The organism is Micromonospora sp. CNZ295, from assembly GCF_004217535.1.
This window is the reverse complement of sequence record NZ_SHKZ01000001.1, coordinates 6,202,882-6,228,023: the sequence shown is the minus strand read 5'-3', so window position 1 is coordinate 6,228,023 and position 25,142 is coordinate 6,202,882. Positions and strand designations below refer to the sequence as shown.

The 25,142-nt window shown below is 74.2% G+C and carries 28 protein-coding genes; 19 read left to right on the top strand and 9 right to left on the bottom strand.

The genetic code is table 11. The features are described from left to right. Positions 1 to 18 precede the first annotated feature (18 nt). A complete protein-coding gene (locus EV376_RS28965; RefSeq protein WP_130328282.1) occupies positions 19 to 660 on the top strand; it encodes an MOSC domain-containing protein in 642 nt (213 codons plus the stop codon). Positions 661 to 675: 15 nt separating this feature from the next. Here the strand turns inward: EV376_RS28965 and EV376_RS28960 are convergent, their stop codons facing one another. Both EV376_RS28960 and EV376_RS28955 read right to left on the bottom strand, forming a co-directional pair. Continuing rightward, positions 676 to 1,536, bottom strand: coding sequence for a hypothetical protein (locus EV376_RS28960; protein ID WP_130328281.1), 861 nt, complete (start codon positions 1,534 to 1,536; stop codon positions 676 to 678). Positions 1,537 to 1,677: 141 nt separating this feature from the next. Further along, positions 1,678 to 2,460 carry an enoyl-CoA hydratase-related protein gene (locus EV376_RS28955; RefSeq protein WP_130328280.1) on the bottom strand — a complete coding sequence of 261 codons (783 nt, stop codon included), beginning with the start codon at positions 2,458 to 2,460 and terminating at the stop codon, positions 1,678 to 1,680. A gap of 20 nt (positions 2,461 to 2,480) precedes the next feature. Between EV376_RS28955 and hemW the strand changes: the two genes are divergently transcribed. Beyond that, positions 2,481 to 3,704 (top strand): radical SAM family heme chaperone HemW, encoded by a 1,224-nt coding sequence (gene hemW / locus EV376_RS28950; protein ID WP_130328279.1) that lies wholly within the window; start codon positions 2,481 to 2,483, stop codon positions 3,702 to 3,704. Positions 3,705 to 3,781: 77 nt separating this feature from the next. On the opposite strand, the gene EV376_RS28945 is transcribed toward hemW, so the two are convergent. Further along, positions 3,782 to 4,357, bottom strand: coding sequence for a DUF4870 domain-containing protein (locus EV376_RS28945; protein WP_130328278.1), 576 nt, complete (start codon positions 4,355 to 4,357; stop codon positions 3,782 to 3,784). Between the two features lie 227 nt (positions 4,358 to 4,584). Between EV376_RS28945 and hrcA the strand changes: the two genes are divergently transcribed. The 3 genes from hrcA to EV376_RS28930 all read left to right on the top strand — a co-directional run bounded on the left by hrcA (position 4,585) and on the right by EV376_RS28930 (position 7,644). Then, on the top strand, positions 4,585 to 5,607 hold the full coding sequence (gene hrcA, locus EV376_RS28940; RefSeq protein WP_130328277.1) for a heat-inducible transcriptional repressor HrcA: 1,023 nt from the start codon (positions 4,585 to 4,587) through the stop codon (positions 5,605 to 5,607). A 70-nt stretch (positions 5,608 to 5,677) separates the two neighbouring features. Beyond that, positions 5,678 to 6,823 carry a molecular chaperone DnaJ gene (dnaJ, locus tag EV376_RS28935; protein WP_207228629.1) on the top strand — a complete coding sequence of 382 codons (1,146 nt, stop codon included), beginning with the start codon at positions 5,678 to 5,680 and terminating at the stop codon, positions 6,821 to 6,823. Between the two features lie 86 nt (positions 6,824 to 6,909). Then, complete coding sequence (locus EV376_RS28930; RefSeq protein WP_130328275.1) at positions 6,910 to 7,644, top strand: 16S rRNA (uracil(1498)-N(3))-methyltransferase; 735 nt, start codon at positions 6,910 to 6,912, stop codon at positions 7,642 to 7,644. 11 nt (positions 7,645 to 7,655) lie between these two features. On the opposite strand, the gene EV376_RS28925 is transcribed toward EV376_RS28930, so the two are convergent. Beyond that, positions 7,656 to 8,417, bottom strand: coding sequence for an SDR family oxidoreductase (locus EV376_RS28925; protein ID WP_130328274.1), 762 nt, complete (start codon positions 8,415 to 8,417; stop codon positions 7,656 to 7,658). Positions 8,418 to 8,511: 94 nt separating this feature from the next. Here EV376_RS28925 and EV376_RS28920 point away from each other — a divergent pair, with 94 nt between their 5' ends. From EV376_RS28920 to EV376_RS28885, 8 genes are all read left to right on the top strand, one after another. After that, positions 8,512 to 8,874 carry a histidine triad nucleotide-binding protein gene (locus tag EV376_RS28920; RefSeq protein ID WP_130328273.1) on the top strand — a complete coding sequence of 121 codons (363 nt, stop codon included), beginning with the start codon at positions 8,512 to 8,514 and terminating at the stop codon, positions 8,872 to 8,874. Next, positions 8,871 to 10,247 carry a serine hydrolase domain-containing protein gene (locus EV376_RS28915; protein WP_130328272.1) on the top strand — a complete coding sequence of 459 codons (1,377 nt, stop codon included), beginning with the start codon at positions 8,871 to 8,873 and terminating at the stop codon, positions 10,245 to 10,247. The genes EV376_RS28920 and EV376_RS28915 overlap by 4 nt, the downstream gene beginning before the upstream one ends. Before the next feature lie 225 nt (positions 10,248 to 10,472). After that, on the top strand, positions 10,473 to 11,531 hold the full coding sequence (locus EV376_RS28910; protein ID WP_130328917.1) for a PhoH family protein: 1,059 nt from the start codon (positions 10,473 to 10,475) through the stop codon (positions 11,529 to 11,531). A 19-nt stretch (positions 11,532 to 11,550) separates the two neighbouring features. Then, positions 11,551 to 12,024 (top strand): rRNA maturation RNase YbeY, encoded by a 474-nt coding sequence (ybeY, locus tag EV376_RS28905; protein WP_130328271.1) that lies wholly within the window; start codon positions 11,551 to 11,553, stop codon positions 12,022 to 12,024. After that, positions 12,000 to 13,415: a hemolysin family protein gene (locus EV376_RS28900; RefSeq protein WP_130328270.1), complete on the top strand. Its 1,416-nt coding sequence runs from the start codon at positions 12,000 to 12,002 to the stop codon at positions 13,413 to 13,415. The genes ybeY and EV376_RS28900 overlap by 25 nt, the downstream gene beginning before the upstream one ends. Continuing rightward, a complete protein-coding gene (locus EV376_RS28895) occupies positions 13,408 to 13,785 on the top strand; it encodes a cytidine deaminase (protein WP_130328269.1) in 378 nt (125 codons plus the stop codon). The genes EV376_RS28900 and EV376_RS28895 overlap by 8 nt, the downstream gene beginning before the upstream one ends. Then, a complete protein-coding gene (gene era / locus EV376_RS28890) occupies positions 13,782 to 14,684 on the top strand; it encodes a GTPase Era (RefSeq protein ID WP_130328268.1) in 903 nt (300 codons plus the stop codon). Before EV376_RS28895 ends, era begins: the two co-directional genes overlap by 4 nt. 182 nt (positions 14,685 to 14,866) lie before the next feature. Continuing rightward, positions 14,867 to 15,958, top strand: a complete 1,092-nt coding sequence (locus tag EV376_RS28885) for an acyltransferase family protein (protein WP_130328267.1) — start codon at positions 14,867 to 14,869, stop codon at positions 15,956 to 15,958. On the opposite strand, the gene EV376_RS28880 is transcribed toward EV376_RS28885, so the two are convergent. Continuing rightward, a complete protein-coding gene (locus EV376_RS28880) occupies positions 15,945 to 16,718 on the bottom strand; it encodes a DUF4097 family beta strand repeat-containing protein (RefSeq protein ID WP_130328266.1) in 774 nt (257 codons plus the stop codon). The genes EV376_RS28885 and EV376_RS28880 overlap by 14 nt on opposite strands. A gap of 102 nt (positions 16,719 to 16,820) precedes the next feature. Here EV376_RS28880 and recO point away from each other — a divergent pair, with 102 nt between their 5' ends. From recO to EV376_RS28855, 5 genes are all read left to right on the top strand, one after another. Continuing rightward, complete coding sequence (recO, locus tag EV376_RS28875; RefSeq protein ID WP_130328265.1) at positions 16,821 to 17,663, top strand: DNA repair protein RecO; 843 nt, start codon at positions 16,821 to 16,823, stop codon at positions 17,661 to 17,663. Positions 17,664 to 17,695: 32 nt separating this feature from the next. Next, a complete protein-coding gene (locus EV376_RS28870) occupies positions 17,696 to 18,472 on the top strand; it encodes an isoprenyl transferase (RefSeq protein ID WP_207228628.1) in 777 nt (258 codons plus the stop codon). Positions 18,473 to 18,535: 63 nt separating this feature from the next. After that, positions 18,536 to 18,721 (top strand): hypothetical protein, encoded by a 186-nt coding sequence (locus EV376_RS28865; protein WP_130328263.1) that lies wholly within the window; start codon positions 18,536 to 18,538, stop codon positions 18,719 to 18,721. 211 nt (positions 18,722 to 18,932) lie between these two features. Beyond that, positions 18,933 to 19,154 carry a thioredoxin reductase gene (locus EV376_RS28860; protein WP_130328262.1) on the top strand — a complete coding sequence of 74 codons (222 nt, stop codon included), beginning with the start codon at positions 18,933 to 18,935 and terminating at the stop codon, positions 19,152 to 19,154. Then, positions 19,151 to 19,906, top strand: a complete 756-nt coding sequence (locus EV376_RS28855; protein WP_130328261.1) for a pirin family protein — start codon at positions 19,151 to 19,153, stop codon at positions 19,904 to 19,906. Before EV376_RS28860 ends, EV376_RS28855 begins: the two co-directional genes overlap by 4 nt. A gap of 99 nt (positions 19,907 to 20,005) precedes the next feature. On the opposite strand, the gene gndA is transcribed toward EV376_RS28855, so the two are convergent. Then, positions 20,006 to 21,445 (bottom strand): NADP-dependent phosphogluconate dehydrogenase, encoded by a 1,440-nt coding sequence (gene gndA / locus EV376_RS28850; protein WP_130328260.1) that lies wholly within the window; start codon positions 21,443 to 21,445, stop codon positions 20,006 to 20,008. A gap of 432 nt (positions 21,446 to 21,877) precedes the next feature. Between gndA and EV376_RS28845 the strand changes: the two genes are divergently transcribed. Next, the gene (locus tag EV376_RS28845; protein WP_130328259.1) at positions 21,878 to 22,126 is read left to right on the top strand and encodes a hypothetical protein; all 249 of its coding nucleotides are present in this window, start codon (positions 21,878 to 21,880) and stop codon (positions 22,124 to 22,126) included. Positions 22,127 to 22,229: 103 nt separating this feature from the next. Here the strand turns inward: EV376_RS28845 and EV376_RS28840 are convergent, their stop codons facing one another. The 3 genes from EV376_RS28840 to EV376_RS28830 form a co-directional block, all read right to left on the bottom strand. Next, on the bottom strand, positions 22,230 to 23,030 hold the full coding sequence (locus tag EV376_RS28840; RefSeq protein WP_130328258.1) for a CbiQ family ECF transporter T component: 801 nt from the start codon (positions 23,028 to 23,030) through the stop codon (positions 22,230 to 22,232). Beyond that, a complete protein-coding gene (locus EV376_RS28835; protein ID WP_130328257.1) occupies positions 23,027 to 24,445 on the bottom strand; it encodes an ABC transporter ATP-binding protein in 1,419 nt (472 codons plus the stop codon). Before EV376_RS28835 ends, EV376_RS28840 begins: the two co-directional genes overlap by 4 nt. A 103-nt stretch (positions 24,446 to 24,548) precedes the next feature. Next, positions 24,549 to 25,139, bottom strand: a complete 591-nt coding sequence (locus EV376_RS28830) for an ECF transporter S component (RefSeq protein ID WP_130328256.1) — start codon at positions 25,137 to 25,139, stop codon at positions 24,549 to 24,551. Positions 25,140 to 25,142 lie beyond the last annotated feature (3 nt).

Sequence of the window (25,142 nt, the reverse complement as noted above, 5' to 3'; positions counted from 1 at the left end):
GCGACTAGGGTGGCCGCCATGGCGGGCAGGGTGGTATCGGTGAACCTCGGCACCGTGACCGAGGCGGAGTGGGCCGGCGACGCGAGTGGCCGCAGCGGGATCGACAAACGTCCTGCCGGCGGTCCGGTGCACGTGCACGGCGAGGGGCTCGCCGGCGACTTCATCGGCGAGCGGGCCCACCACGGCGGACCGGACAAGGCGGTGTACGCGTACGCCGAGGAGGACGCCGCGTGGTGGGCGGCCGAGTTGGGGCGGCGGATCGGCCCGGGCGCCTTCGGCGAGAACCTGACCACCCGGGCGGTGGACGTGACCGGCGCGGTGATCGGCGAGCGGTGGGCGATCGGGTCGGCGGTGCTCCAGGTCAGCATGCCCCGTACGCCCTGCACGACGTTCGCCGGCTTCTGGGGCGTACCCGATCTGATCAAGCAGTTCACCGTGCGGGCCCGGCCCGGGGCCTACCTGCGGGTGCTGCGCGAGGGCGAGATCGGCGCGGGCGACCCGGTCGAGGTACTCGACCGGCCCGGGCACACGGTCACCATCGGCGAGGTGTTCCGGGCGTTGAATCTCGAACCGGAGCTGCTGTCGCGGCTGCTCGACGCCGAGGACCTGCCGGAGCGGATCCGGGAGAAGGCCCGCCGGCGGGTCGCCGCTCGCGGCTGAGCCGGCGACGCCGGCTCAGGTGGCGGCGAACACCTCGGCGACCACGTGGGCGGCCGCCTGGTCGGCCTTCACCCGGTCCCAGGTGCCCTTCTCGGCGGTCCACTGCCGGTCGCCGAAGCGGACCAGCCGGACGCCGTTGTCCTGCGCGTGCGACACCAGCCAGTGCGCGTACCGCCAGCCGCCCCGCTCGTCGTCGGCCGTGACCGTCAGGCGGGTCAGGTCGGTCGCGGCGGCCGTGGCGGCGAGGCCCCAGTCCAGGGTGAGCCCCCGGGTCAGTGCCGCGGTCGCCGCCGCGCCGCGGCGCAGCGGGTCACCGCCGACCGTGCAGGCGACCGCCCCGGTGGCGTGACCGAGCAGCGCCCGGGTCAGCACCTCCGACTCGTCGGCCCACTTCTGGTAGGCCTCCGGGAACGCCGAGCGCTGCACCTTCTGGGCGGCGTCGGTGACCCGCATCCGCTCCCAGCCCCGCACCTTCTTCAGGGCCGCGTAGAACTTGTTCGTGGCGTACCGCGGGTCGCGGATCTGGGCCGGGGTGCCCCAGCCCTGGCTCGGCCGCTGCTGGAACAGGCCGACCGAGTCCCGGTCGCCGCCGGCCAGGTTGCGCAGCCCCGACTCCTGGTACGCGGTGGCGAGCGCCACCACGACCGCCCGCTCGGGCATGCCGCGCTGGATCCCGATGGCCGCGATCGTCGCCGCGTTGGCCATCTGATCGGCGTCCAGGGCAACCCGGCCGTCCGCCTGCACCGTGCATGTCCGGCTGGCGAGCGGAAGCCGCAGCCCGTCGCCGAGTTGCCGGAGGACGATGAACAGCCCGACCACGGCGACGAGAACGAGGACGACGCCGCCCGTCACGACTGCCCGAGTTCGCACCTGCACCCCCTGTTCGACAGTTCGACAAGCGTACGTCCCCGTTGCGCCCCGCGGGTCGTCCGACCGGTTCCGGACGGTCCGCCGGGCCGTCGTGCCGGAACCGTCCGGGCGGTTCCGACGTTCCCGCGCCGTCCGGACGGAAACCGGTTACTCGGCCGGCACCCAGCTCGCCGGGCGCTTCTCCCGGAACGCCAGGACGCCCTCCCGACCCTCGTCGGAGAGGAAGTATCCGGTGGACAAAGCGGCCAGGTCGGCGATCTCGGCCCGCAGGTCCGTCGACGCCGGGCGGCGCAGCAGCCCCTTCGTCCCGGCCAGCGCGCCCGGGGCGCCCCGGACCAGCGAGTCGCGGTACCGGGCCACCGCGGCGTCCAGCTCCGCCGCCGGTACGGCGGCCGTGACCAGGCCGATGTCGGCGGCCCGCCGCCCGTCGAAGGTGTCCCCGGTGAGGTACAGCTCGGCGGCGGCGCGCGGGTGCAGCCGGGGCAGCACGGTCGCCGAGATCACGGCCGGGATCACCCCGATCCGGACCTCGGTGAACGCGAACGTCGCCTCCTGGGCGCAGACCGCCAGGTCGGCCGCCGCGATCAGCCCCAGCCCGCCGGCCCGGGCCGGCCCGGCCACCCGCGCCATCACCGGCTTCGGGCACTCCCAGACCGCCGCGAGCACGTCGCCGAGCATCCCGGCGGGCACGGTCCCGCTGGCGTACGCGGCGGCGGTCTCCTTCAGGTCGGCCCCCGAGCAGAAGACCGGGCCGGTGTGGTCCAGCACGACCACGCGTACGGCGTCGTCGGCGACCGCCGTGGCGAGGCCGTCGAGCAGCTGCGTCATCAGCGGCGTGGAGAGCGCGTTGCGGTTGTGCGGGCTGTCCAGGGTGAGGGTGGTCACCCCGCGGGCCGTGGCGACCCGCACGAGCGCGTCGGGAGAGGTCATGGAAGGGCACACTAGTGGCCATGCCCGGCGTCCTTCCAGCAGGCGAGATCGTCCCCGCCGACGGTTCGCTGCCCGCCACCGCCCGCACCTCGGTCGGCGCGCGCGGCTTCGGCGTGTACGTCCACGTCCCGTTCTGCGCCAGCCGCTGCGGCTACTGCGACTTCAACACGTACACGGCAGCGGAGCTGGGCGGCGGCGCCAGCCGGGAGGAGTACGCCGACACCGTGCTCGCCGAGCTGGCGCTCGCGGCGCGGGTGCTGCGGGACAGCCCGCCGCCCCGGGTCGACACGGTCTTCGTCGGCGGCGGCACCCCCACCCTGCTCCCCGCCGCCGATCTGGCGCGGATCCTCGACGGCATCGACCGGACGTTCGGGCTGGCCCCGGACGCCGAGGTGACCACCGAGGCCAACCCGGAGTCGGTCACCCCGGAGTCGCTCGCCGCGCTGCGGGCCGCCGGCTACACGCGGATCTCGCTGGGCATGCAGTCCGTGTCGCCGGGGGTGCTGGCGATCCTGGACCGGAGGCACAGCGCCGGCCGGGCCGTCGCCGCCGCGCGGGAGGCCCGCGACGCCGGCTTCGCGCACGTCAACCTGGACCTGATCTACGGCACGCCGGGGGAGCGCGCGGAGGACTTCGCCGCCTCGCTCGATCAGGTGGTCGCCGCCGGGGTGGACCACGTCAGCGCGTACGCCCTGATCGTGGAGGAGGGCACCCGGCTCGCGGCCCGGATGCGCCGCGGCGAGCTGGCGTACCCGTCCGACGACGTCGCCGCGGACCGCTACCTGGCCGCGGAGGCCGCCCTCGGCGCGGCCGGCTTCTCCTGGTACGAGGTCTCCAACTGGGCGCGGACGCCGGCCGCCCGCTGCCGCCACAACCTGCTCTACTGGACCGGCGGGGACTGGTGGGGCCTCGGCCCGGGGGCGCACAGCCACGTCGGCGGCGTGCGCTGGTGGAACGTGAAGCACCCCACGGCGTACGCGAAGCGGCTGGCCGCCGGGGAGTCCCCCGGTCTGGCCCGGGAGGTGCTGACCGCCGACGAGGCGCACATGGAGGACGTGATGCTGCGGGTGCGGCTCGCCTCCGGCCTGCCGCTGGAGGTGCTCGACCCGCCCGGTCGCGCCGGCGCCGAGCGGGCGCGGGCGACCGGCCTGCTCGACAGGGCGGAGTTCGCCGCCGGCCGCGCCGTGCTGACCCTGCGCGGCCGGCTGCTCGCCGACGCCGTGGTGCGCGACCTGCTGCCGTGACCGCCCCCCCCGCCCGGCTCACCCGCCCGGGGTGAGCGCGAGCGGTGCCGACCGGCCGGGGGAGCGGCCGGTCGGGCTCACTTGATGAAGCTCGCGGACATCGGGTAGCGGTACAGGGTGCCCTCGTTCGCCCGCAGGCCGGCGATGATGCCGAACACGATCTGGATCACCACGACGGCGACGCTGGGCAGGAAGAGCAGGCACCAGCTCACGAAGAGCAGCACGAAGGCGATGAGCGACCAGACGATCTGGAAGTTCAGCGCCGCGAGGGCGTGGGCCCGGACCGCCGGCGACTGGTTGCCGCGGGCCAGGTACGCGATCAGCGGGGCGACGAAACCGAGCGGGCCGAAGCTGATCAACGCGCCGAGCGCGCCGCCGAAGTGCGCGACGAGCGCCCAGGTCTTGTCCTCGTTGTTGGCGTAGCCGGCCGGCGGACCGTACGCGCCGCCGGTGGGGTAGCCGGCGCCGGGGGGCGGGTAGCCGCCGGGCGGGGGATAGCCACCCGGCGGCGGAGTGTCACCGGTGGGTGGCGGATAGCCACCGGGCGGGGGATAGCCGCCGCTGCCGGGCTGGCCGGACAGTGGCGTGGTGGGGTCGTCGGGGCCCTGGGGGCCCGGCTCTCCGCTGCCGGGAGGGCGAGGTGGTTCAGTCATGAGGATCACGGTAGGGGCAGCCCACAAGCGCGCACCAGAGCGACACCGACCCGGATCTCCGGCTGATCGGCCCTGGCGCGGTAACGCCGGGGTGCCCTGGCGCGCCATTCGCCCGTCGTTGATCATCGCGGTGACGGGCCCGCCGACGTAGACTGGCACTCGCTACAGTCGAGTGCCAGGCTCCGCCCGGGCAGCCGGCGGCCGACGCGCGACAGGAGGTGGGGAGGATGGGTCTCGACGACCGCAAGCTCGCGGTGCTGCGCGCGATCGTCGAGGACTACGTCGCCACGCAGGAGCCGGTCGGCAGCAAGGCCCTGGTCGAGCGCCACCAGCTCGGCGTCTCCCCGGCGACCGTCCGCAACGACATGGCGGTGCTCGAGGAGGAGGGCTTCATCCGGCAGCCGCACACCAGCGCCGGCCGGGTCCCCACCGACCGGGGCTACCGGCTCTTCGTGGACCGGCTGTCCCGCGTCAAGCCGCTCAGCCCGGCCGAGCGCCGGGCCATCGAGCGCTTCCTGGTCGGCGCGGTCGACCTCGACGACGTGGTGCACCGCACCGTCCGGCTGCTGGCCCAGCTGACCCGGCAGGTCGCCGTCGTGCAGTACCCGTCGCTGGCCCGCTCCTCGGTGCGTCACCTGGAACTGGTGCCCATCTCCACCACCCGGCTCATGCTCGTCATGATCGCCGACACCGGTCGCGTCGAGCAGCGCCTCGTCGAGCTGCCGGGGCCGATCCGCGCCGACGACGTGACCGACCTGCGCCGGCTGGTCAACGAGAAGCTGGTGGGCACCCGGCTGTCCGAGACGCCGCCCCTGGTGCAGGCGCTGGTCGACGAGGCCACGGCCGAGCTGCGCCCCGCCATGACCACCCTCTCCACGGTGCTGCTGGAGACCCTGGTCGAGCGGCACGAGGAGCGGATCGCGCTGGCCGGCACCGCCAACCTCGCCCGGGGTGGCCTCCTCGACTTCCAGGGGTCGCTCCGTCCCATCCTGGAGGCGCTCGAGGAGGAGGTCGTCCTCCTCAAACTCATCGGCGAGGTCGAGCCGAGCACCATGCGGGTCCGCATCGGCGACGAGAACGAGATCGACAACCTCCGGGCCGCGTCGGTGGTGAGCACCGGCTACGGCCCCGGGGCCACCATCGTCGGCGGTCTCGGGGTGCTGGGCCCGACCCGGATGGACTACCCCGGCACCATCGCCACGGTGCGGGCCGTGGCACGCTACGTGGGCGACCTGCTGGCCCAGAACTAGGCAGTACCGTCCGGCCGGTTCGGGCCGGCGGCCGGCGCAACGCGAGACGAACATGAGGACACGGAACGCAGTGGCCAGGGACTACTACGGCATCCTCGGCGTGAGCCGGGACGCCTCCGACGACGACATCAAGCGCGCCTACCGCAAGCTCGCGCGCAAGTACCACCCGGACGTCAATCCGGACCCGGAGGCGCAGGAGAAGTTCAAGGACATCAACGCCGCGTACGAGGTTCTCTCCGACGATCGGAAACGGCAGATCGTCGACCTCGGCGGCGATCCCCTCGCGCCGGGCGGTGGGGGCGCGGGCGGTCCGGGGGGTCCCGGCGGAGCCGGCCCGTTCGTCGGCTTCCAGGACATCATGGACGCGTTCTTCGGGGGCGCCGCCGGCGGCGCCCGGGGACCGCGCCCGCGTACCCGGCCGGGGGCCGACGCGATCCTCCGCCTCGAGCTGGACCTGCACGAGACCGCGTTCGGCGTCGAGGCGCCGATCACCGTCGACACCGCCGTCCTCTGCACCACCTGCTCCGGCGCCGGCACCGCGGCCGGCACCCACCTGGCGACCTGTGAGGCGTGCGGCGGCCGCGGCGAGGTCCAGTCCGTGCAGCGCACCTTCCTCGGGCAGGTCGTGTCGGCCCGGCCGTGCACCGTCTGCCAGGGCTACGGCACGACGATCCCGCACCCCTGCCCGACCTGCGCCGGTGACGGCCGGGTGCGCACCCGCCGCTCGCTGACCGTCAAGATCCCGGCGGGCGTCGAGGACGGCATGCGGATCCGGCTGGCCCAGCAGGGCGAGGTCGGCCCGGGTGGCGGCACGGCCGGCGACCTCTACGTCGAGATCCACGAGCGGCCGCACGACGTCTTCTCCCGCAAGGGCGACGACCTGCACTGCCGGGTGACCGTCCCGATGACGGCAGCGGCGCTCGGCACCCGCCTCACCATCAAGACGCTGGACAGCGAGGAGCCGGTCGACGTCAAGCCCGGCACCCAGCCGGGCAGCACCCTGCGGCTGCGCGCCCGCGGCGTACCGCACCTGCGCGGCACCGGGCGCGGCGACCTCTACGTCCACCTCGACGTGCGTACGCCCACCAAGCTCGACGCCGAGCAGGAGAAGATGCTGCGCGAGTTCGCGCGTACCCGGGGCGAGGAGGTCGCCGAGCTGACCAAGCAGGGCGGCTTCTTCTCCCGGATGCGCGACGCCTTCAACGGCCACGCCTGACGGCCGGCGGCTCCGGCCCGCCGGCTCGGGTGGGCGGCTTCGGGCTGACGGCCCCGGTCCACCGCCGGGCCGATAGCCTGGTGATCGTGTCCGCGCCGCTGTTCCTCGTCGAGTCGCTGCCCACCGCCGATGCGATGACCCTCGACGGCCCGGAGGGGCGGCACGCCGCGACCGTGCAGCGACTCCGGCCGGGCGAGCGACTGCTGCTCGCCGACGGGCGGGGCGGCACGGCCGCCGCGGAGGTCACCGCCGTCGGCAAGGCCACCCTCGATCTCGAGATCACCTCCCGCGGGTACGTCGACGCGCCCGTCCCGCGCCTGGTGGTGGTGCAGGGCATCGCCAAGGGGGACCGTGGCGAGCTGGCCGTGCAGGCGATGACCGAGGTGGGGGTGGACGAGATCGTGCCCTGGGCGGCCGAACGGTCGATCGCCCTGTGGCGCGGTGACCGGGGCGTACGGGCGCGGGAGAAGTGGGTGGTCACCGCACGCGAGGCGGCCAAGCAGGCCCGTCGGCCCTGGCTCCCGGTGATCGCCGGTTCGCCGGACGAGTCGACGAACCGGGTGGTTCGCCGGCTCGCCGGGGCGGACGCCGCGTTCGTCCTCCACGAGGAGGCCGACGAGCGGCTGGCGACGGTGGCGCTGCCGGCGACCGGTGAGATCGTGCTGGTGGTCGGCCCGGAGGGGGGCATCGCGGACCGCGAGCTGGACGCGTTCCGGGAGGCCGGCGCCCGCCCGGTCCGCCTCGGCCCGTCGGTGCTGCGTACCTCGACGGCCGGCGTGGCGGCCCTGTCCGTCCTCTCCACCCGCCTGTCCCGCTGGTGACCTGCCCCTGCTCAGGTGCGGAGGTAGCTGGCGCCGTTCAGGTCCACGATCGTGCCGGAGGCCCACTCCGCGGCGGGACTCGCCAGCCAGTGCACCGCCGCGGCGATCTCCTCCGGCCGGGCCACCCGGTTGAAGGGGGACTGGGCGCGGATCGCGGCGCCCGGTTCGCCGCTCAGGTGCTCGGTGGTCATGTCGGTCTCGACGAAGCCGGGCGCCACCGTGGCGACGGCGATGCCGTACGGCGCCAGGGCGACCGCCAACGACTGGCCCAGCGCGTTCAGGCCCGCCTTGCTCGCCCCGTACGCCGGCTGCTCCGGCTCGCCCCGGAACGCGCCCCGCGACGAGACGTTGACGACCCGGCCGCCCCGCTCCCGCATGTGCTGCGCCGCGCACCAGGTGACGTTGGCGGCGCCGGTCAGGTTCGTCTCCACCACCCGCCGCCAGCGTGCCCGCCACTCCTCGTAGGAGGCGCCGAAGACCGGGTGGGGGTCGTCCCGCTCGCCGTACACGCCGGCGTTGTTGACCAGCACATCCAGCCCGCCCAGGCGGGTCGCGGCCTCGTCCACCATGGCGCGGACCGCGTCCGGGTCGGTGAGGTCGGCGCGGACCACCAGGTGGCCGTCGCCGGGCAGCTCGGCGCGGACCTGGTCGGCCGCCGCGGCCGAGTCCCGGTGGTGGATCGCCACCAGGTCGCCGCCCGCGGCGAACATCCGCGCCACCGCCCGCCCGATGCCCCGCGAGGCCCCCGTCACCAGTACCGCCCGTGAAGTCACGCCGGCCATCCTGCCGCAGCGCCGTCGGCGGTGTTGACCGGGGAGCCTTCCGCTACCGGAGGCGTCCGGAAGGGCCCTTCCTTACACTGCCCCGGTGAGCACACCTGACTGCCTGTTCTGCCGCATCGTCGCCGGGGAGATCCCGGCCACCGTCGTCCGGGAGACCGAGACCACCCTCGCCTTCCGGGACATCGACCCGAAGGCGCCGGTGCACGTGCTGGTGATCCCGAAGGAGCACTACGCCGACGTGGCCACCCTCGCGCAGGGCGACCCGGGGCTCGCCGGTGCGGTGCTCGCCACCGCGGCCGCCGTGGCCGAGGACGAGGGCCTGCTCGGGGACGGCTTCCGGCTCATGTTCAACACCGGGGCGTACGGCGGGCAGGAGGTCTTCCACGTCCACGCGCACCTGCTCGGCGGCGCGCCGCTCGGCCCGATGCTGGCCCGGGACCTCGCGTGACGGCGGTGGGTGACCGGCTGGACCGGCTGGTCCGGCAGGTCCAGGCGCAGGCGCGGATCCCGGCGATCTCGGCGGCCCTGCACCGCGCCGACCGGCCGCTGTGGACGTCCACGGTCGGTTGGACCGGCAACGACACCGCCCTGGACCCGCAGACCCGGTTCCGGATCGGCTCGGTGACCAAGACCTTCACGGCCGTCCTGGTCCTGCAGTGCCGCGACGACGGCCTGCTCGACCTGGACGACCCGCTGAGCCGGCACCTGGACCTGCCGGCGCACGGGGACCTCACCGTACGCCGGCTGCTGTCGCACACCGCCGGCCTGCAGCGGGAACCGTACGGTGACGTCTGGGACACCCTGCGCGCCCCGGACGCGGACCAGTTGCTGGCCGACCTGGCGAAGGCGGAGCGGGTGCTGCCGCCGGGCCGGCGCTACCACTACTCCAACCTCGGCCTGGCGCTGCTCGGCCGGCTGGTCGGGCAGTTGCGCGGCGGCACCTGGGCGGAGGTGCTGACCGAGCGGGTGCTGATCCCGCTGGGGCTGACCACCACCACGGTGAGCCCCGGCCGGCGGGCCGCCACCGGGTTCCTGGTCGACGCGTACTCCGACGAGGCACGCCCGGAGCCGCCGACCGACTTCGGCGCGGTCGGCCCGGCCGCCCAGCTGTGGAGCACGGCGAGCGACATGGCCCGCTGGGCCGCCTTCCTGGCCGACCCGGCGGCGCTCGACGCGGCCGGCCGGGTGCTCTCGCCCGCCACGCTGGAGGAGATGCGCTGGCCGGTGACGGTGACCGACGAGACGCTCTGGACCGGCGGCTTCGGGCTCGGGTTGATCCTGGTGCCGCAGGGCAAGCGGATCATGCATGTCGGCCACGACGGTGCGATGCCCGGTTTCCTCGCCGCGGTCTACGGCCGCCGGGGCGGTGACGGCACCGCCGGCGCGATGGGTGCGGCGGTGCTGGGCTCCAGCGGCACGGCTGGCGAGCTGTTCGACCTGCCGCACCGGCTGCTCGCCGCCGCGGTCGAGCACGATCCGGCCGACGTCGAGCCCTGGCGGCCCGGGCCACCGGCTCCGCCGGCGGTCCGCGGGCTGCTGGGCCGCTGGTGGGGCGAGGGTTTCGAGTCCGTCTTCAGCTGGCACGACGGCGCACTGCGGGCCCGTGGCGCGGACGACCCGCCGGGCAAGCCGCCGGCCGTCTTCGCCCCGGTGCCGGACCGCCCGGACGTCTACCGCACGGTCTCCGGCCGGGAGGTCGGCGAACTGCTGCGCCTCACCCGGGACGGAACCGGAGCGGTCGTCCGGATGCACTGGGCCACCTACCGCTTCACCCGGACCCAGGAGACCTTCGACCGCTACGACTTCCGCACCGGCTCCTGACCCCGATCGCCCCACTCCGCGATCTTGCACTTGCTGCCCGGGCGAACGACGCAAACGGGACGTAACGCGGGCCGTAAGTGCAAGATCACGGGGGTGGGATCGGGGGAAATGGGCGAGGTGCCGGCGGTGTTGAACCGATACGATGGGAGCAACGCCAGCACGCCGTGGCACCCGGCCCGGCGCCGAGATCGAGAGCAGGTGGCTCAGGGCCGCGCGGCCCGACCTATGACCAGCACCCCACCTCCCGGCCCGCTCCGGGCACAGACCAGGATCACCGTTCCGGATTCGAAGATCATGGTCAATCTCCTCGGCGCGGGTGACGAGATCCTGCGACTGGTCGAGCGCTCGGTGAACAGCGACGTGCACGTCCGGGGCAACGAGATCACGATCACCGGCGCTCCCGCGGACAACGCCCTCGCCGAGCGGCTCTTCGGCGAGCTGCTCGAACTCATCGAGAAAGGCGAGACCCTGACCACTGACGCCGTCCGGCGTACCGTCGGCATGCTCGAGCAGGGCAGCGCCGAGCGGCCCGCCGAGGTACTGACGCTCAACATCCTCTCCCGGCGCGGGCGCACCATCCGTCCCAAGACGCTCGGCCAGAAGCGCTACGTCGACGCGATCGACGCGCACACGATCGTCTTCGGCATCGGCCCGGCCGGCACCGGCAAGACCTACCTCGCCATGGCGAAGGCGGTCCAGGCGCTGCAGGCCAAGCAGGTCAACCGGATCATCCTCACCCGGCCGGCGGTCGAGGCGGGCGAGCGGCTGGGCTTCCTGCCCGGCACCCTGAACGAGAAGATCGACCCCTACCTGCGGCCGCTGTACGACGCGCTGCACGACATGCTCGACCCGGACTCGATCCCGAAGCTGATGGCGGCGGGCACGATCGAGGTGGCGCCGCTGGCGTACATGCGGGGCCGTACGTTGAACGACGCGTTCATCATCCTGGACGAGGCGCAGAACACCACGCCCGAGCAGATGAAGATGTTCCTCACCCGGCTCGGCTTCGGTTCCAAGATCGTCGTCACCGGTGACGTCACCCAGGTGGACCTGCCCGGTGGGACGACCAGCGGCCTGCGGGTCGTCCGGGAGATCCTCAGCAACGTGGAGGACGTGCACTTCGCCCAGCTCTCCAGCTCCGACGTGGTGCGCCACCGGCTGGTGGGAGAGATCGTCGACGCGTACGCCCGCTGGGACGCCGAGCGGGAGAACCAGCAGGCGCAGAGCGTGCACGCCGTGCCCGGGCGGACCGCCCAGGGCGGCCGGGCCGGCCGGCGCCGCTAACGACTGCGAAGGAAGACAGTTGTCCATCGAGATCGCCAACGAGTCCGGGGTCGACGTCGACACCGACGCGGTCCTCGCCGTCGCCCGGCACGCCCTCGACGAGATGGGGGTCAACCCGCTCGCCGAGCTGTCCGTGCTGCTCGTCGACATCGACTACATGTCCGAGCTGAACCACCGCTGGATGGGCGGGGACGGGCCGACGGACGTGCTCGCCTTCCCCATGGACGAGGGCAGCGTCGACCACGGGCCGGGCGAGAACGCCGCCTCCGGTGCCGAGCCGGCACTGCTCGGCGACATCGTGCTCTGCCCCGAGGTGGCGGCCAAGCAGGCGGCCGCCGCCGGCCACTCCGCCGCCGACGAGCTGCACCTGCTCACCGTGCACGGCGTGCTGCACCTGCTCGGCTACGACCACGCCGAGCCGGAGGAGGAGCGGGAGATGTTCGCGCTCCAGGCCCGGCTGCTGGCCAGCTGGCGGTCGACCCGGTCCCGGTGATGTCCGCCTCCGCGACAGTGGCGGCCGGCGCGGCCGGCCTGCCCGACCTGCAACTGATCTTCTTCGCGGCCGGGCTGGTGGTGCTCGCCGGCCTGATCGCGATGACCGAGGCGGCGCTCACCGCCGTCTCCCCGGCGCGCGCCGCCGAGCTGGCCCGGGACGGGGCCCGGGGCGCGCGCGCCCTGCAGGCCCTCGCCGGTGACGTGGTCCGTCACCTCAACCTGCTCCTGCTGCTGCGCCTGCTCGCCGAGTTGACCGCCACCACTCTGGTGGCGCTCGTCGCGGTGGACACCTTCGGCGCCGGCTGGCGCGCCGCGCTGGTCACGGCGGGGGCGATGACCGTGGTCAGCTTCGTGGTGGTCGGCGTGGGGCCGCGTACCCTCGGCCGGCAGCACGCGTACGCGGTGGGCCGCGTGGTCGCGCCGCTGGTGCGCTGGCTGGGGCGGGCGCTCAACCCGCTGGCCTCGCTGCTGATCCTGATCGGCAACGCGGTCACCCCGGGCCGTGGCTTCCGCGAGGGCCCGTTCGCCACCCAGGTGGAGCTGCGCGAGCTGGTGGACCTGGCCGAGCAGCGCGGCGTCGTGGAGCACGGCGAGCGGCAGATGATCCACTCGGTCTTCGCGCTGGGCGACACGATCGCCCGCGAGGTGATGGTGCCGCGCACCGAGATGGTGTGGATCGAGCGGCACAAGACGCTCTCCCAGGCGCTGGCGCTCTTCCTGCGCTCCGGCTTCTCCCGCATCCCGGTGATCGGTGAGAGCGTCGACGACGTGCTCGGCGTGCTCTACCTGAAGGACCTGATCCGGCGTACGCAGGGCGGCGCCGCGGAGGACCGGCAGCTTCCGGTCGCCGAGCTGATGCGCCCGGCCACCTTCGTGCCGGAGTCCAAGCCCGTCGACGACCTGCTCTCCGAGATGCAGGCCGCCCGCAACCACATGGTCATCGTCGTCGACGAGTACGGCGGCACCGGCGGCCTGGTCACCATCGAGGACATCCTGGAGGAGATCGTCGGCGAGATCACCGACGAGTACGATGTCGAGCGCCCGCCGGTCGAGCAGCTCGACGGCGGCGCGGTACGGGTCACCGCGCGGCTCCCGGTGGAGGATCTCGGCGAGCTGTTCGACACGGAGCTGCCCACCGACGAGGTGGAGACCGTGGGCGGCCTGCTCGCCCAGTCCCTCGGCCGGGTCCCGATCCCCGGCGCGCAGGTCGAGGTGGCCGGCCTCCGGCTGGTCGCCGAGGGCACCACCGGCCGGCGCAACCGGATCGACACGGTGCTGGTGCGCCGCGTGGAGCCGTCCGACAAGCAGGAGACCCCGGGTCGCGGTGAGCCGACCGAGACCCGGGGCAGCACCGATCGAGCCGAGGAGAGGCAACCCGCCGATGCCTGAGTCACCCGCCACGCCGACCGCACCGTCCACCCCGGTGGAGCTGAGCGCCGAGGACACCAAGCTGGTCGTGCTGGCGCGGGGCGCACGGGGCCGCGTCGGCGCGGTCGAGGGCGCCGCCGTCCGCGACCAGGACGGCCGGACGTACGCCGCGGCCAGCGTCTCGCTGCCCTCGCTGGCGCTCACCGCGCTGCAGCTCGCCGTGGCGTCGGCGGCCGCCGCCGGCGCGACCCGGCTGGAGGCCGCCGCCGTGGTGACCGAGGCCTCGACGCTGGACGGCGCCGGGCACGCCGCGGTACGCGACCTCGGCGCGGAGGCACCGATCCACGTGGCGGCCCCGGACGGCGCGGTCCTCGGCACGGTGGTCGAGTGACGCCGGAGGAGCTGGAGCGGCGGCCGTACCGGGCGGGCTTCGCCTGCTTCGTGGGGCGGCCGAACGCCGGCAAGTCGACGCTGACCAACGCGATCGTCGGGCAGAAGATCGCCATCACGTCCAGCAAGCCGCAGACCACCCGGCACGTCATCCGGGCGGTGCTGCACCGGCCCGACTCGCAGCTCGTCCTCGTCGACACTCCCGGCCTGCACCGTCCGCGTACGCTGCTCGGCGAGCGCCTCAACGACCTGGTGCGGCAGACGTGGAGCGAGGTCGACGTGATCGGCCTCTGCGTCCCGGCGGACGAGCCGATCGGCCGGGGTGACCGGTTCATCTCCGGGGAGCTGGCCGAGCTGAAGGCGACCGTCCTCGCCGTGGTCACCAAGACCGACCTGGTGGACCGGAAGCGGCTGGCCGAGCAACTGCTCGCGGTGAGCGAGCTGGCCGACTTCGCCGACGTCGTACCGGTCAGCGCGGTCTCCGGGCACCAGGTGGACACGCTGGTCGACGTGATGACCCGCTACCTGCCGGAGTCGCCCCAGCTCTACCCGGACGACATGCTCACCGACGACCCGGAGCAGGTGCTGGTGGCGGAGCTGATCCGGGAGGCGGCGCTGGAGGGCGTACGCGACGAGCTGCCCCACTCCATCGCCGTGGTGGTGGAGGAGATGATCCCGGAAGGTCAGCTCACGAAGATCTACGCCGACGTGTACGTCGAGCGGCCGAGCCAGAAGGCGATCGTGATCGGGCACCGGGCCAGCCGCCTCAAGGACGTCGGCACCCGGGCCCGGCGGCAGATCGAGGAGCTGTTGGGCACCCGGGTCTACCTCGACCTGCACGTCCGGGTGGCGAAGGACTGGCAGCGCGACCCGAAGCAGCTCCGCAGGCTCGGTTTCTGAGCCCGCCGCGAGCCGGCCGGGCCCGCTGTCCCGCGCCCCGGCCGGCGCCGCGTCCCTGATCGTCTTCGGCCAGGTCGATGGGCTTTGCCACTATCGCCCCGCCTTCCTCGCGGTTTCGTGTTCGCCTGGCGCAGGGTAGGGAACGGTATGCCCGTCTTGCCCCCGGACACAGATGCAGGCTGATGCGAAACCGATACCTGGACCTGCTGCGCTTCCTCGCGATCGTGCGGGTCGTCGTCTACCACGTCACCGGTTGGGCGACGCTGACGCTGGTCTTTCCCGCGATGTCGGTGATGTTCGCGCTGGCCGGTTCGCTGATGGCGGCGTCCCTGCGGCGGTCCGGGGTGCCGGCGGTCGGCCGGCGGCTCCGGCGGCTGCTGCCGTCGCTGTGGGTGCTCGCCGCGGTCTTCGTGCCCGCCATGCTGCTGACCGGGCTGCCGTTCACCCCGAAGATCCTGCTCTGGCTCTTCCCGGTGGCCGACCCGCCGGCCAACTACTGGGGCGCCCTGGCCCTCAGCCCCATCTGGTATCTGCGCGACTACCTCTGGTTCGTGTTCGCGTCGCCGGTGGCGCTGTGGCTGTTCCGCCGCGCCCCGCTGCCCACCCTCCTCGCCCCGTACGCGCTGCTCGTCGCGATCGAGTCGGGGGTGTACCAGAACCCGCCGGCGGCGCTCCGGGAGTTCGGCCTGTACTTCGGGGCCTGGCTGCTCGGCTTCGCCCACCAGGACGGGACGCTGGGCCGGCTCGCGAACCGCGTCCTGTGGCCCGCCGCGGCCGTCCTGGTCGCGGCCGGCGGCGCCTGGATCGTCACCCATCCCGGGCCGCGCGGCTTCGACCTCAACGACATCCCGCTCGGCAACGCCCTCTGGTCGGCCGGATTCATCCTGGTCCTGCTCGGCCGGGGGCCGGCCGGCGCGGCCTGGGTCGACCGCAACGCCGTTTTCGGCCGGGCGGTCACCGTGCTCAACCGGCGTGCGCTGACCGTCTACCTCTGGCACATGGCGTTCGTCGTCGCGCTCACCCCGCTGGTGGACGTGGTCGGCTGGTCGCACCAGAACCCGCTCGGTCTGGCCATCCGCGTCCTGCTCGTCTTCGCCCTGGTCGGCGTGGTCACGCTGCTCGTCGGGTGGGTGGAGGACGTGGCGGCCCGGCGCCGTCCGGAGCTGGTTCCCGGCGGCCGGCCTCCCGCGGAGCCCGTGCCGCACGAGGGCGGGGCGGTCGTGCCCGGGCAGCGGACGCCGGAGTCCGAGTCGGTGGAGGTCAGCGCGAGGTGACCCGCAGGTCACCGCTGCCGGTGGACACGTCCAGCACCAGCGCCGCGCCCGGCGTGTTCGGCACACCCAGGTCGGCGTTGCCCGAGCCGACGTCGGAGCGCACCTGGTAGCTGCCCGCCGGGACGACCAGCTCGACGTCCCCGCTGGAGGCGTGCGCCCGCGCCGAGGCGGGCTTGACCAGCTCGACCGTCACCCGCCCGGAGCTGGCCTCGGCGTCCACACCGCCGCCCAGGCCACGGGCCGTGATGTCACCGGAGGACGCCCGCAGCCGCACCGGCGTGGCGACGTCGACCACCTCGATGTCGCCGGAGCCGGTCTTGACGCGTACCTCGCCGGTGGCGCCGGCCACCCGGACGTCACCGGAGCCCACCTCGAGGTCGACGGCGCCGGTCCGGCTCAGGTCGACGTCCCCGGAGCCGGTCTCGCCCCGTACGGTCACCCCGGCCGGCGCGGTGACCTCGTAGGAGACGCTGCACCGGGGGCCGCAGTTGGTGTCCAGCACCAGCTCCTCGCCCTCGATCCGGTGCGCCGACGCCGGCTGGCCGCCCTGGTAGCGCACCACCCGCTTGATCCGCACCGAACCCGGGGCGCCGGTGGCCCGCACGATCACGTCGCCGGCACCGGACAGCACCCGTACGGTGCTGATCTTCGCCGCCTCGGTGTTGTCGAAGTCGAGCCGGCGGAACGACAGGTTGTCACACCCGGCGACGACGATCAGCGCGGCGGCCGCGAGCGCGGCGGTGCTCCGGTGCAGTGCCATGGTGAGCACGCTACGGCGGGCCGCCCCCACCCCGCATCGGGGGCGGTCCACCCGTCCACCCCGAACCGACCCTGATTTCCCACCCCGAGGGAGAATGGCCCGATGGCCGGGTACCGCCGACAGCTCTACCGCGACGACGCGGTGGTGCTGCGTGTGCAGAAGCTCGGCGAGTCCGACCGGATCATCACCCTGCTCACCCGCCGGCACGGGCGGCTGCGCGCGGTGGCCCGTGGGGTGCGCCGCACCACCAGCAAGTTCGGGGCCCGGCTGGAGCCGTTCGGCCACGTCGACCTCCAGCTCGCCGGCGACCCGAAGGGCAACCACGGCAGCTCGCTGCACACGGTGAGCCAGGTCGAGGGCATCGACCTGTACGGCAAACGGTTCCTCGGCGACTACCCCCGCTACACGGCGGCCAGCGCGATCTGCGAGACCGCCGAGCGGCTCACCCCGGTGGAGCGGGAGCCGTCGCTGCGGCTGTTCCAGCTCACCCTGGGCGCGCTGCGCGCGCTGGCCGGCGGGGAGCACGCCACCACCCTGGTCCTGGACGCGTACCTGCTGCGCGGCATGGCCCTCGCCGGCTGGGCGCCGGCGCTGGCCGCGTGCGCCGTCTGCGGCACGCCGGGGCGGCACCGGGCCTTCTCCGTACCGGCCGGGGGCGCCGTCTGCCCCGACTGCCGGCCGCCCGGCGCGGCCCACCCCGCCCCGGCCACCATCGCGCTGATGTCGGCGCTCACCAGCGGCGACTGGCGGGTCGCGGACGCCACCGAGACCGGGGTACGCCGGGAGTGCAGCGGTCTGGTCGCGGCGCACCTGCAGTGGCACCTGGAACGCGCGCTACGCTCGCTGCCGCTGGTCGACCGGGGTGCCCCGGCGGCCGGCGCGGTCCCGTCGCCGGCTGGCGGCGGGCCGGCCGCGGACGGCGTGGACAGGGAGAAGACCGAGTGATCCGATCGACCAGGGGTGCCCGGCGGGAGCCGGTGCCGCCGACCCCGCACCCGTCGGGCGCCCGCCCGCCGGCGCTGCCGCCCGAGGCGCTGCCGCGGCACGTCGCGGTCGTGATGGACGGCAACGGCCGGTGGGCCAAGGAGCGTGGCCTGCCCCGGACGAAGGGGCACGAGGCGGGGGAGTACTCGCTCTTCGACACCATCGAGGGCGCGATCGAGCTGGGCATCCCCTACCTGTCGGCGTACGCGTTCTCGACGGAGAACTGGCGGCGCTCGCCGGACGAGGTGCGTTTCCTGATGGGCTTCAACCGGGACGTCATCCGCCGGCGCCGGGACCAGCTCGTCGACCTGGGCGTCCGGGTCGTCTGGTCGGGGCGGGCCGGGCGGCTGTGGAAGAGCGTCATCGCCGAGCTGCAGACCGCCGAGGAGATGTCCCGGGGCAACTCGACGCTGACCCTCCAGTTCTGCGTCAACTACGGCGGGCAGGCCGAGATCGCCGACGCCGCCGCCGCGATCGCGCGGGACGCGGCCGCCGGCCGGCTGAACCCGGCCAAGGTCACCGAGAAGACCATCGGCAAGTACCTCTACCACCCGGAGGTCCCGGACGTGGACCTCTTCCTGCGTCCCTCCGGCGAGCAGCGCACGTCGAACTTCCTGCTCTGGCAGAGCGCGTACGCCGAGCTGGTCTTCCTGGACACGCTCTGGCCGGACTTCGACCGCCGGCACCTGTGGTACGCCTGCGAGCTGTACGCGCAGCGGGACCGGCGGTTCGGCGGTGCGCTGCCCAACCCGGTGGCACCCACCACCTGACGCTTACCGGGTGCTCGCGCGGGGTACCTCTTCCGTCAGCAGTCACTGACGGAGGTGAACCCGATGATCCAGAAGCGTATCGCCCAGTGGGCGTTCATGGCCCTCGCCGTACCGGTGGCGGCCGCGGGCGCGCGCAAGCTCAGCCACACCATCGAGGCCCGGCGGGGCCCGTCCGGCGTTTCCCGCCTGCTCACCAAGGGCGCCGACCTGATCCGCCCGCAGAAGACCAAGCGCCGCCGCTTCTTCTGACCCCGCCCCCGCCGCCCCCCGCCCGCCCGCTGCACGGGCGGGCGGGCGGCGGCGCGCCGTCGGTCGATCATGGAGTTGTGGTGCCGTACGAAAGCCGCCTTCCGTCACTCTCCGCCCACCACGACTCCATGATCGCCGGAGGGGGAGCGGTTTGGGCGTGTGGGGGGCTTCGGCGGCCTAGCATCGGGGGGCAGGGGTATGGGGGTGGGGCATGCGTGAGTTGCGGTACCGGATGCTCATGGCGTTGAACGCCGCGGACATCGGTGAGCCGATGTGCAGCCAGGTGGCCGAGATCTGCGCCGAGATCGCCGAGCAGCACTGCCGGGAAGCGGGTCACGCCCCACAGGTCCGCTCCGGCGAGATCGGCGAGCTGGCCACCGGGGAGCCCGCCCTGACCTGGGCGCCCACCGAGACCGGGCAGCGGGCGTGGTGACCGGGCCCGCCGTCGACGTACGGCGCGCCGACGACCGGTTCCACACCCGGATCTCCTGGCTCGATTCGCGCCACTCGTTCTCGTTCTCGCGGCACTACGACCCGGCCAACACGCACCACGGACTGCTGCTGGTCAACAACGACGACGTGGTGCGTCCCGGCGCCGGCTTCGAAACCCATCCCCATGAGGACATGGAGATCGTGACCTGGGTGCTCCGCGGCTCCCTGGTGCACCAGGACTCCACCGGCCACTCCGGCGTCATCTATCCCGGCCTCGCGCAGCGGATGAGTGCCGGCACCGGCATCCTGCACTCGGAGAAGAACGACTCGTGGCGCCTCGACGGGCGTGACCCGCACACCGACCCCGTCCACTTCGTCCAGATGTGGGTGGTGCCGGACGAGGCGGGCGTCGACCCGGGCTACGAGCAGCTCGAGATCGACGACCAGCTGCTGCGCGGCGGCCTGGTGCCGGTGGCGTCCGGCATGGACCGGTACGCGGACGAGTCGGCGATCCGGATCCGCAACCGGTACGCCACCCTGCACGCCGCCCGCCTGCGTCCGGGTGACGAGGTGACCCTGCCGGACGCCCCCTTCGTCCACCTCTACGTCCCCGACGGCGCGGTCACGCTGGAGGGCGGCGGCGTGCTCGGCACGGGTGACGCCGCCCGCCTGACGGGTGCCGGCGCCCGCCGGGTGACGGCGACGGCCCCCGCCGAGATCCTGGTCTGGGAAATGCACGCAACCCTGTCCTGACCCCCACCCCTTCCCGCGATCTTGCAGTTCTGGCCCTCGAATTGAGCCCTTTTGAGCTGTTTGTCGGGGCGGAAAGTGCAAGATCGCGGGGGAGGTGGGTCAGGGTTCGACTTCGGTGCGGTCCGGGGTGGCCCAGAGGGTGTGGTACGAGCCGGCCCGGTCCGTGCGGCGGTAGGTGTGGGCGCCGAAGTTGTCGCGGAGGCCCTGGATCAGGGCGGCCGGCAGGCGGTCCGCGCGCAGGGCGTCGAAGTAGGACAGCGAGGACGCGAACGCGGGGACGGGCACGCCGGCCCGGGCCGCCTCGGCGACCACCCGCCGCCAGCTCGGGACCCCGTCCCGCACGGTGTCGGCGAACCACGGTGCCACCAGCAGGGTGGGCAGGTCCGGCTGGTCGTCGTACGCCTGCCGGATCCGGTCGAGGAAGCGCGCCCGGATGATGCAACCGCCCCGCCAGATCGTGGCGGTACCGCCCAGGTCGATGTCCCAGTCGTACTCCCGGCTGCCGGCCCGGATCTGGTCGAAGCCCTGCGCGTACGCGACGATCTTGCTGGCCAGCAGCGCGCGCCGCACGTCCTCGACGAAGGTCTCCCGGTCGTCGACCCGCCACGTCGATCCGGCCTCCGCGAAGGCCCGCCGGGCGGCCTCCCGCTGGTCGGCGTGCCCGGACAGCGACCGGGCGAACGTCGCCTCGGCGATGCCGGTGATCGGGATGCCCAGGTCGAGCGCGCTCTGCACGGTCCAGCGGCCGGTGCCCTTCTGCTCCGCCTGGTCGAGCACGACGTCCACGAACGCGCTGCCGGTGGCGGCGTCGGTGTGCCCGAGCACGTCGGCGGTGATCTCGATGAGGAACGATTCCAGCTCGCCGGAGTTCCACTCCCGGAAGATCTCCGCGAGCTCCGCCGGCTCCGCGCCCAGTCCGGCCCGCAGCAGGTCGTACGCCTCGGCGATGAGCTGCATGTCGGCGTACTCGATGCCGTTGTGGACCATCTTCACGAAATGCCCGGCGCCGTCCGGACCGATGTGCCGGCAACAGGGCACACCGTCGACCTGCGCCGCGATCCGCTCGAAGATCGGGCCGAGCTTCCGGTACGACTCCGCGGACCCGCCCGGCATGATGCTCGGACCCCGCAGCGCGCCCTCCTCGCCCCCGGAGACGCCGGTGCCGACGAAGTGCAGGCCCTGCTTCCGCAGCGCCTCCTCCCGTCGCCGGGTGTCGGCGAAGTGGGCGTTGCCGCAGTCCACGATGATGTCGCCGGCGTCGAGCAGCGGCACCAGCTCGTCGATGACGGCGTCGGTCGGCCCGCCCGCCTTGACCATCACGATGACCGCCCGGGGCCGCTCCAGCGCGGCGACGAAGTCGGCCATCGACTCGGCGGGCACGAACCGCCCCTCGTCGCGGTGCTCGGCGACCAGGCTGCGGGTCCGCTCCGGCGAGCGGTTGTGCACCGCCACCGGGAAACCGTTGCGGGCCAGGTTCCGGGCCAGGTTCCGGCCCATCACCGCCAGCCCGGTCACGCCGATCTGTGCCTGTCCGCTCATCCGTCCACCTTCCGCGTCGACAGCCTGCCTGCGACCGTATCGCGGGTCACCACCGAGCGGGCGCCGGGACGGACGGTCGGTCACCGTGGCGTCGCGCCGGGTGCACGCGGCCCGTCCGGGAGGTGCGGCCGATATTCGGGTGCACCTGGTGCCGACCGCCGGTTAGCGTGTGGGCATGCGGTACTGATGCCCTGTCTCCGAGCCGATCCCGCCGCCCTGCCGGCGCGGGTCCGTGTGCTCCCGGGCGTCCCGCATCCGGCCCGCCGTGTCCCGGCGGTGCCCTCCGGCCGTCCGGGCTCAGGTTCCGTCCACTCCGACCGCGGTTGTCTCAGCAGCGCGGTCCCCAGCACCCCGCCGACCGTCCCCGCACCGACGCCGCGATCGATCCGGTCGCCGGCCGAGTCGGCCGGTCGGCAGAACGAGGAGGTCCGGATGCCCGCCAGGCGCAACCCGAAGAAGTCCCGTACGTCCCAGCCCGCGCCGACCGTCGCGGACCTGACGCCGGCCGATCTCGACCGGCTGGCGGTCGCGCCGGTCGTCCCACCGCTGCCGGGCACCGCCGTTTCGCCGCCCCGGCCGGACAGGCCGGCCGCCGCGCCGGTCACCCGAGGACGGTCGGCGGCCGGGCGAGGCGACCAGCGGTCTGCCCAGCCCCGCCGGTACGCGTTCCGGCGCAGCTGACGCGGCCGCGGGCAGCACCCGCTCCGCCGCGCCGGCCAGCGACTCCGGCTTCCGCTGAACCAGCTCCGCGCCGGGCGGTGGCGACCGCCACCGCCCGGCGCGGTCAGCCGATCAGGGGGCGGAAGGTCCCGAGGAGGACGCTGGCCGTGAGGGCGGCGCCGGCCAGCGCCGCGGCGCCGGCGATCAGGAGCGTGTCGGCGGCGCCGAAGTGCTGACGGCGGGCCACCGTCCGCGGCGTGGCGGCGTCGAAGCCCCGGGCGTCCATCGCCACCGCCAGCCGGGTGCCCCGGCGGATCGCACCTACCAGCAGCGTGAAGGCGGTCGAGACGAACAGCCGCAGCCGGGCCACCGGATGCCGGCCGGCGTCGACGCCGCGGGCCCGCCGGGCCATGCTGATCATCTGCCACTCCTGGCCGAGCAGCGGCACCAGCCGGAACGCGGCCAGTGCGCCGTACGCGAACCGGGCCGGCGCCTTCGCGTTCTGCACCAGCGCGTCGGCCAGGTCGGTGGGGTCCGTGGTCGCGAAGACGATCACCCCGGGCAGCGCCACCGCGAACATGCGCAGCACCAGCCCGAGCGCGGTGAGCAGGACACCGGTCGTCACCACGACCGGCCCCGCGTCCGCGAGCACCCGGCCGGAGCGGTCCGCGGCGAAGAGCACCAGCGTGGCGAGGATGCCGACCGCACCCAGCAGCAGCGGCCACGCCCGCCGGGCGAGCACGCCCAGACGTACCCCGAACAGCGGCAGCACGGCCAGCTCTACGGCGATGGCGATGGCCGGCGCCACCGGGTCGAGGGTCGCGATCAGGACGATCGAGAAGACCAGCGCCGCCGCGAGCTTCGCCACCGGGTTGCGCCGGGCGAGCGGGGCGTCCGGCCGGGCGACGGGTTCGAGACCGATCACGGCGCGCGCTCCAGCCGTACCCGCCGGTCGGCGAGCGCGGCGACGAACTCCGCGTCGTGGGTCACCGTCACCAGCCCGTGCCCCGCGTCACGCAGCTCGGCGAACAGGTCCACCAGCTCCAGCCAGGTCCGCCGGTCCTGGCCGAACGTGGGCTCGTCGCAGACGAGCAGGCGGGGCGCGGTGGCCAGGGCGGTCGCGACGCTCAGCCGCCGCGCCTCGCCACCGGACAGGGTGTACGGGTTGGCGCCGGCGAGCGCCGCCAGCCGTAGCCGGTCCAGCAGTGCGTCGACCGTGCCGCGGACCTCGGGCTCGGGCCGACCGACGCGGCGTGGGCCCAGCGCCAGCTCGTCGAAGACCGTGTTCGTGAGGAACTGGTGCTCGGGGTCCTGGAAGACCGAGCCGATCCTGCCGGCCAGCGCCGGGGCGCGCCAGCGGTGCGGGGGAGTGCGGGTGTCGCCACCGGCCAGCTCGGCGGTCGCGGCCACCCGGCCCGTTCCGGGGGTGAGCAGCCCGCCCAGCAGCAGGGCCAGGGTGGACTTGCCGGCGCCGTTGGGTCCGAGGACGGCGAGCGCCTCGCCGGCGCGTACCGTCAGGTCGACCGCGCCCAGCCGGGGCGGCAGGCCGAGCCCTTCGGCGCTGAGCAGCGCGTCGCCGGCCGGGGCGGTGGCCCGCCGGGGCGGCACCGGACGCCCGGGCACCCAGACCCCGTCGGCGGCGAGCGCCTCGCCCTGGGCGGCGAAGACCGCCTCCGGCGTGCCGTCGGCCCGGACGCCGCCGCCGGGCGCCAGCACGACCACCCGGTCGACCAGGGGCAGCGCCTCGGTCACCCGGTGCTCGACGAGGATCAGGGTGGTGTCGGCGTCCAGCGCCCGGGCGATCGCGTCCCGGACCAGCGTCGCCCCGGCCGGGTCGAGGTTCGCGGTGGGCTCGTCGAGCAGCAGCAGGCCCGGCCACAGGGCGAGCACCCCGGCGAGGGCGAGGCGCTGCTGCTCGCCGCCGGAGAGGGCGGCGGTGGGGCGGTCCCGGTGGTACGGGAAGCCGACCCGGCCCAGGGCCTCGTCCACCCGGGGCCAGATGTCCTCGGCGGGCACCCCGCGGTTCTCCAGCCCGAAGGCGACGTCGTCGCCGGAGCGGGCCATCACCAGTTGGGTCTCCGGGTCCTGGAAGACCAGCCCGACCCGCTCCCGGGCCTTGCGCGGGTCGAGGCCGTCGATCTCGACGGTGCCCTCCTGCTCACCGGAGTCGTCGGGCAGCAGCCCGGCCAGCGCCGCGAGCAGCGTGCTCTTGCCGGCACCGGACGGCCCGAGCAGCAGCACCCGTTCCCCGTGCCCGATACGCAGGTCGAGGTCGCGCAGCGCCCACCGTTTCCGGCCGGCGTGCCGCCACCCGAACCCCCGCAGCCTGACCTCGCTCACCGCGCCGGCCCCCCGCCCCACCCCACCCCGTTGATCATGAAATTGTCCCCGTGACACGCCGTGCCACGGGGCGACAACTTCATGATCAACACGGGTGCGGGGGTCAGACCGTCGCGCGTTCGCGGCCGGCGGGGAAGCGGTCCAGGACGCCCGTGTCGGCCAGGGCGCGGGTCAGGTACCAGGCCCCGGCACCGGCGACCACCGTGGCGCTGACCACCGTGAGCAGCGCGTACGGGATGCGGTAGCTGGCCAGCGCGTACTCGTGGTTCCAGACGAAGAAGTCGAACAGCGCCGCGCCGAGGCCGGTCAGCGCGCCCGCCAGCACCGCCGTGGGCAGCCGGAAGGAGCGGTAGCGGAACGCGGCGAAGGCCAACTCCGCTCCGAGCCCCTGGAGCAGGCCCTGGACGATGGTGACGCCGCCCCATTCGGAGCCCAGCAGCGCGGAGACGGTCGCGGCCACCGCCTCGCAGAACAGCGCCGCGCCGGGCTTGCGGATCACCAGGCCGCCGAGGACCGCCGGGATCAGCCAGACGCCGTACATGATCGCCTGGCCCGCCGGGAAGAAGGCGAACGCCGGGTCGACGGCCCGCCAGAGCAGGCCCCAGGCCCAGAAGATGACGCCGAAGGCGACGGCGATGACGGCGGCCACGATCACGTCGACCGTGCGCCATCGGGTGGTGGTGGGTTGGGTCATCGA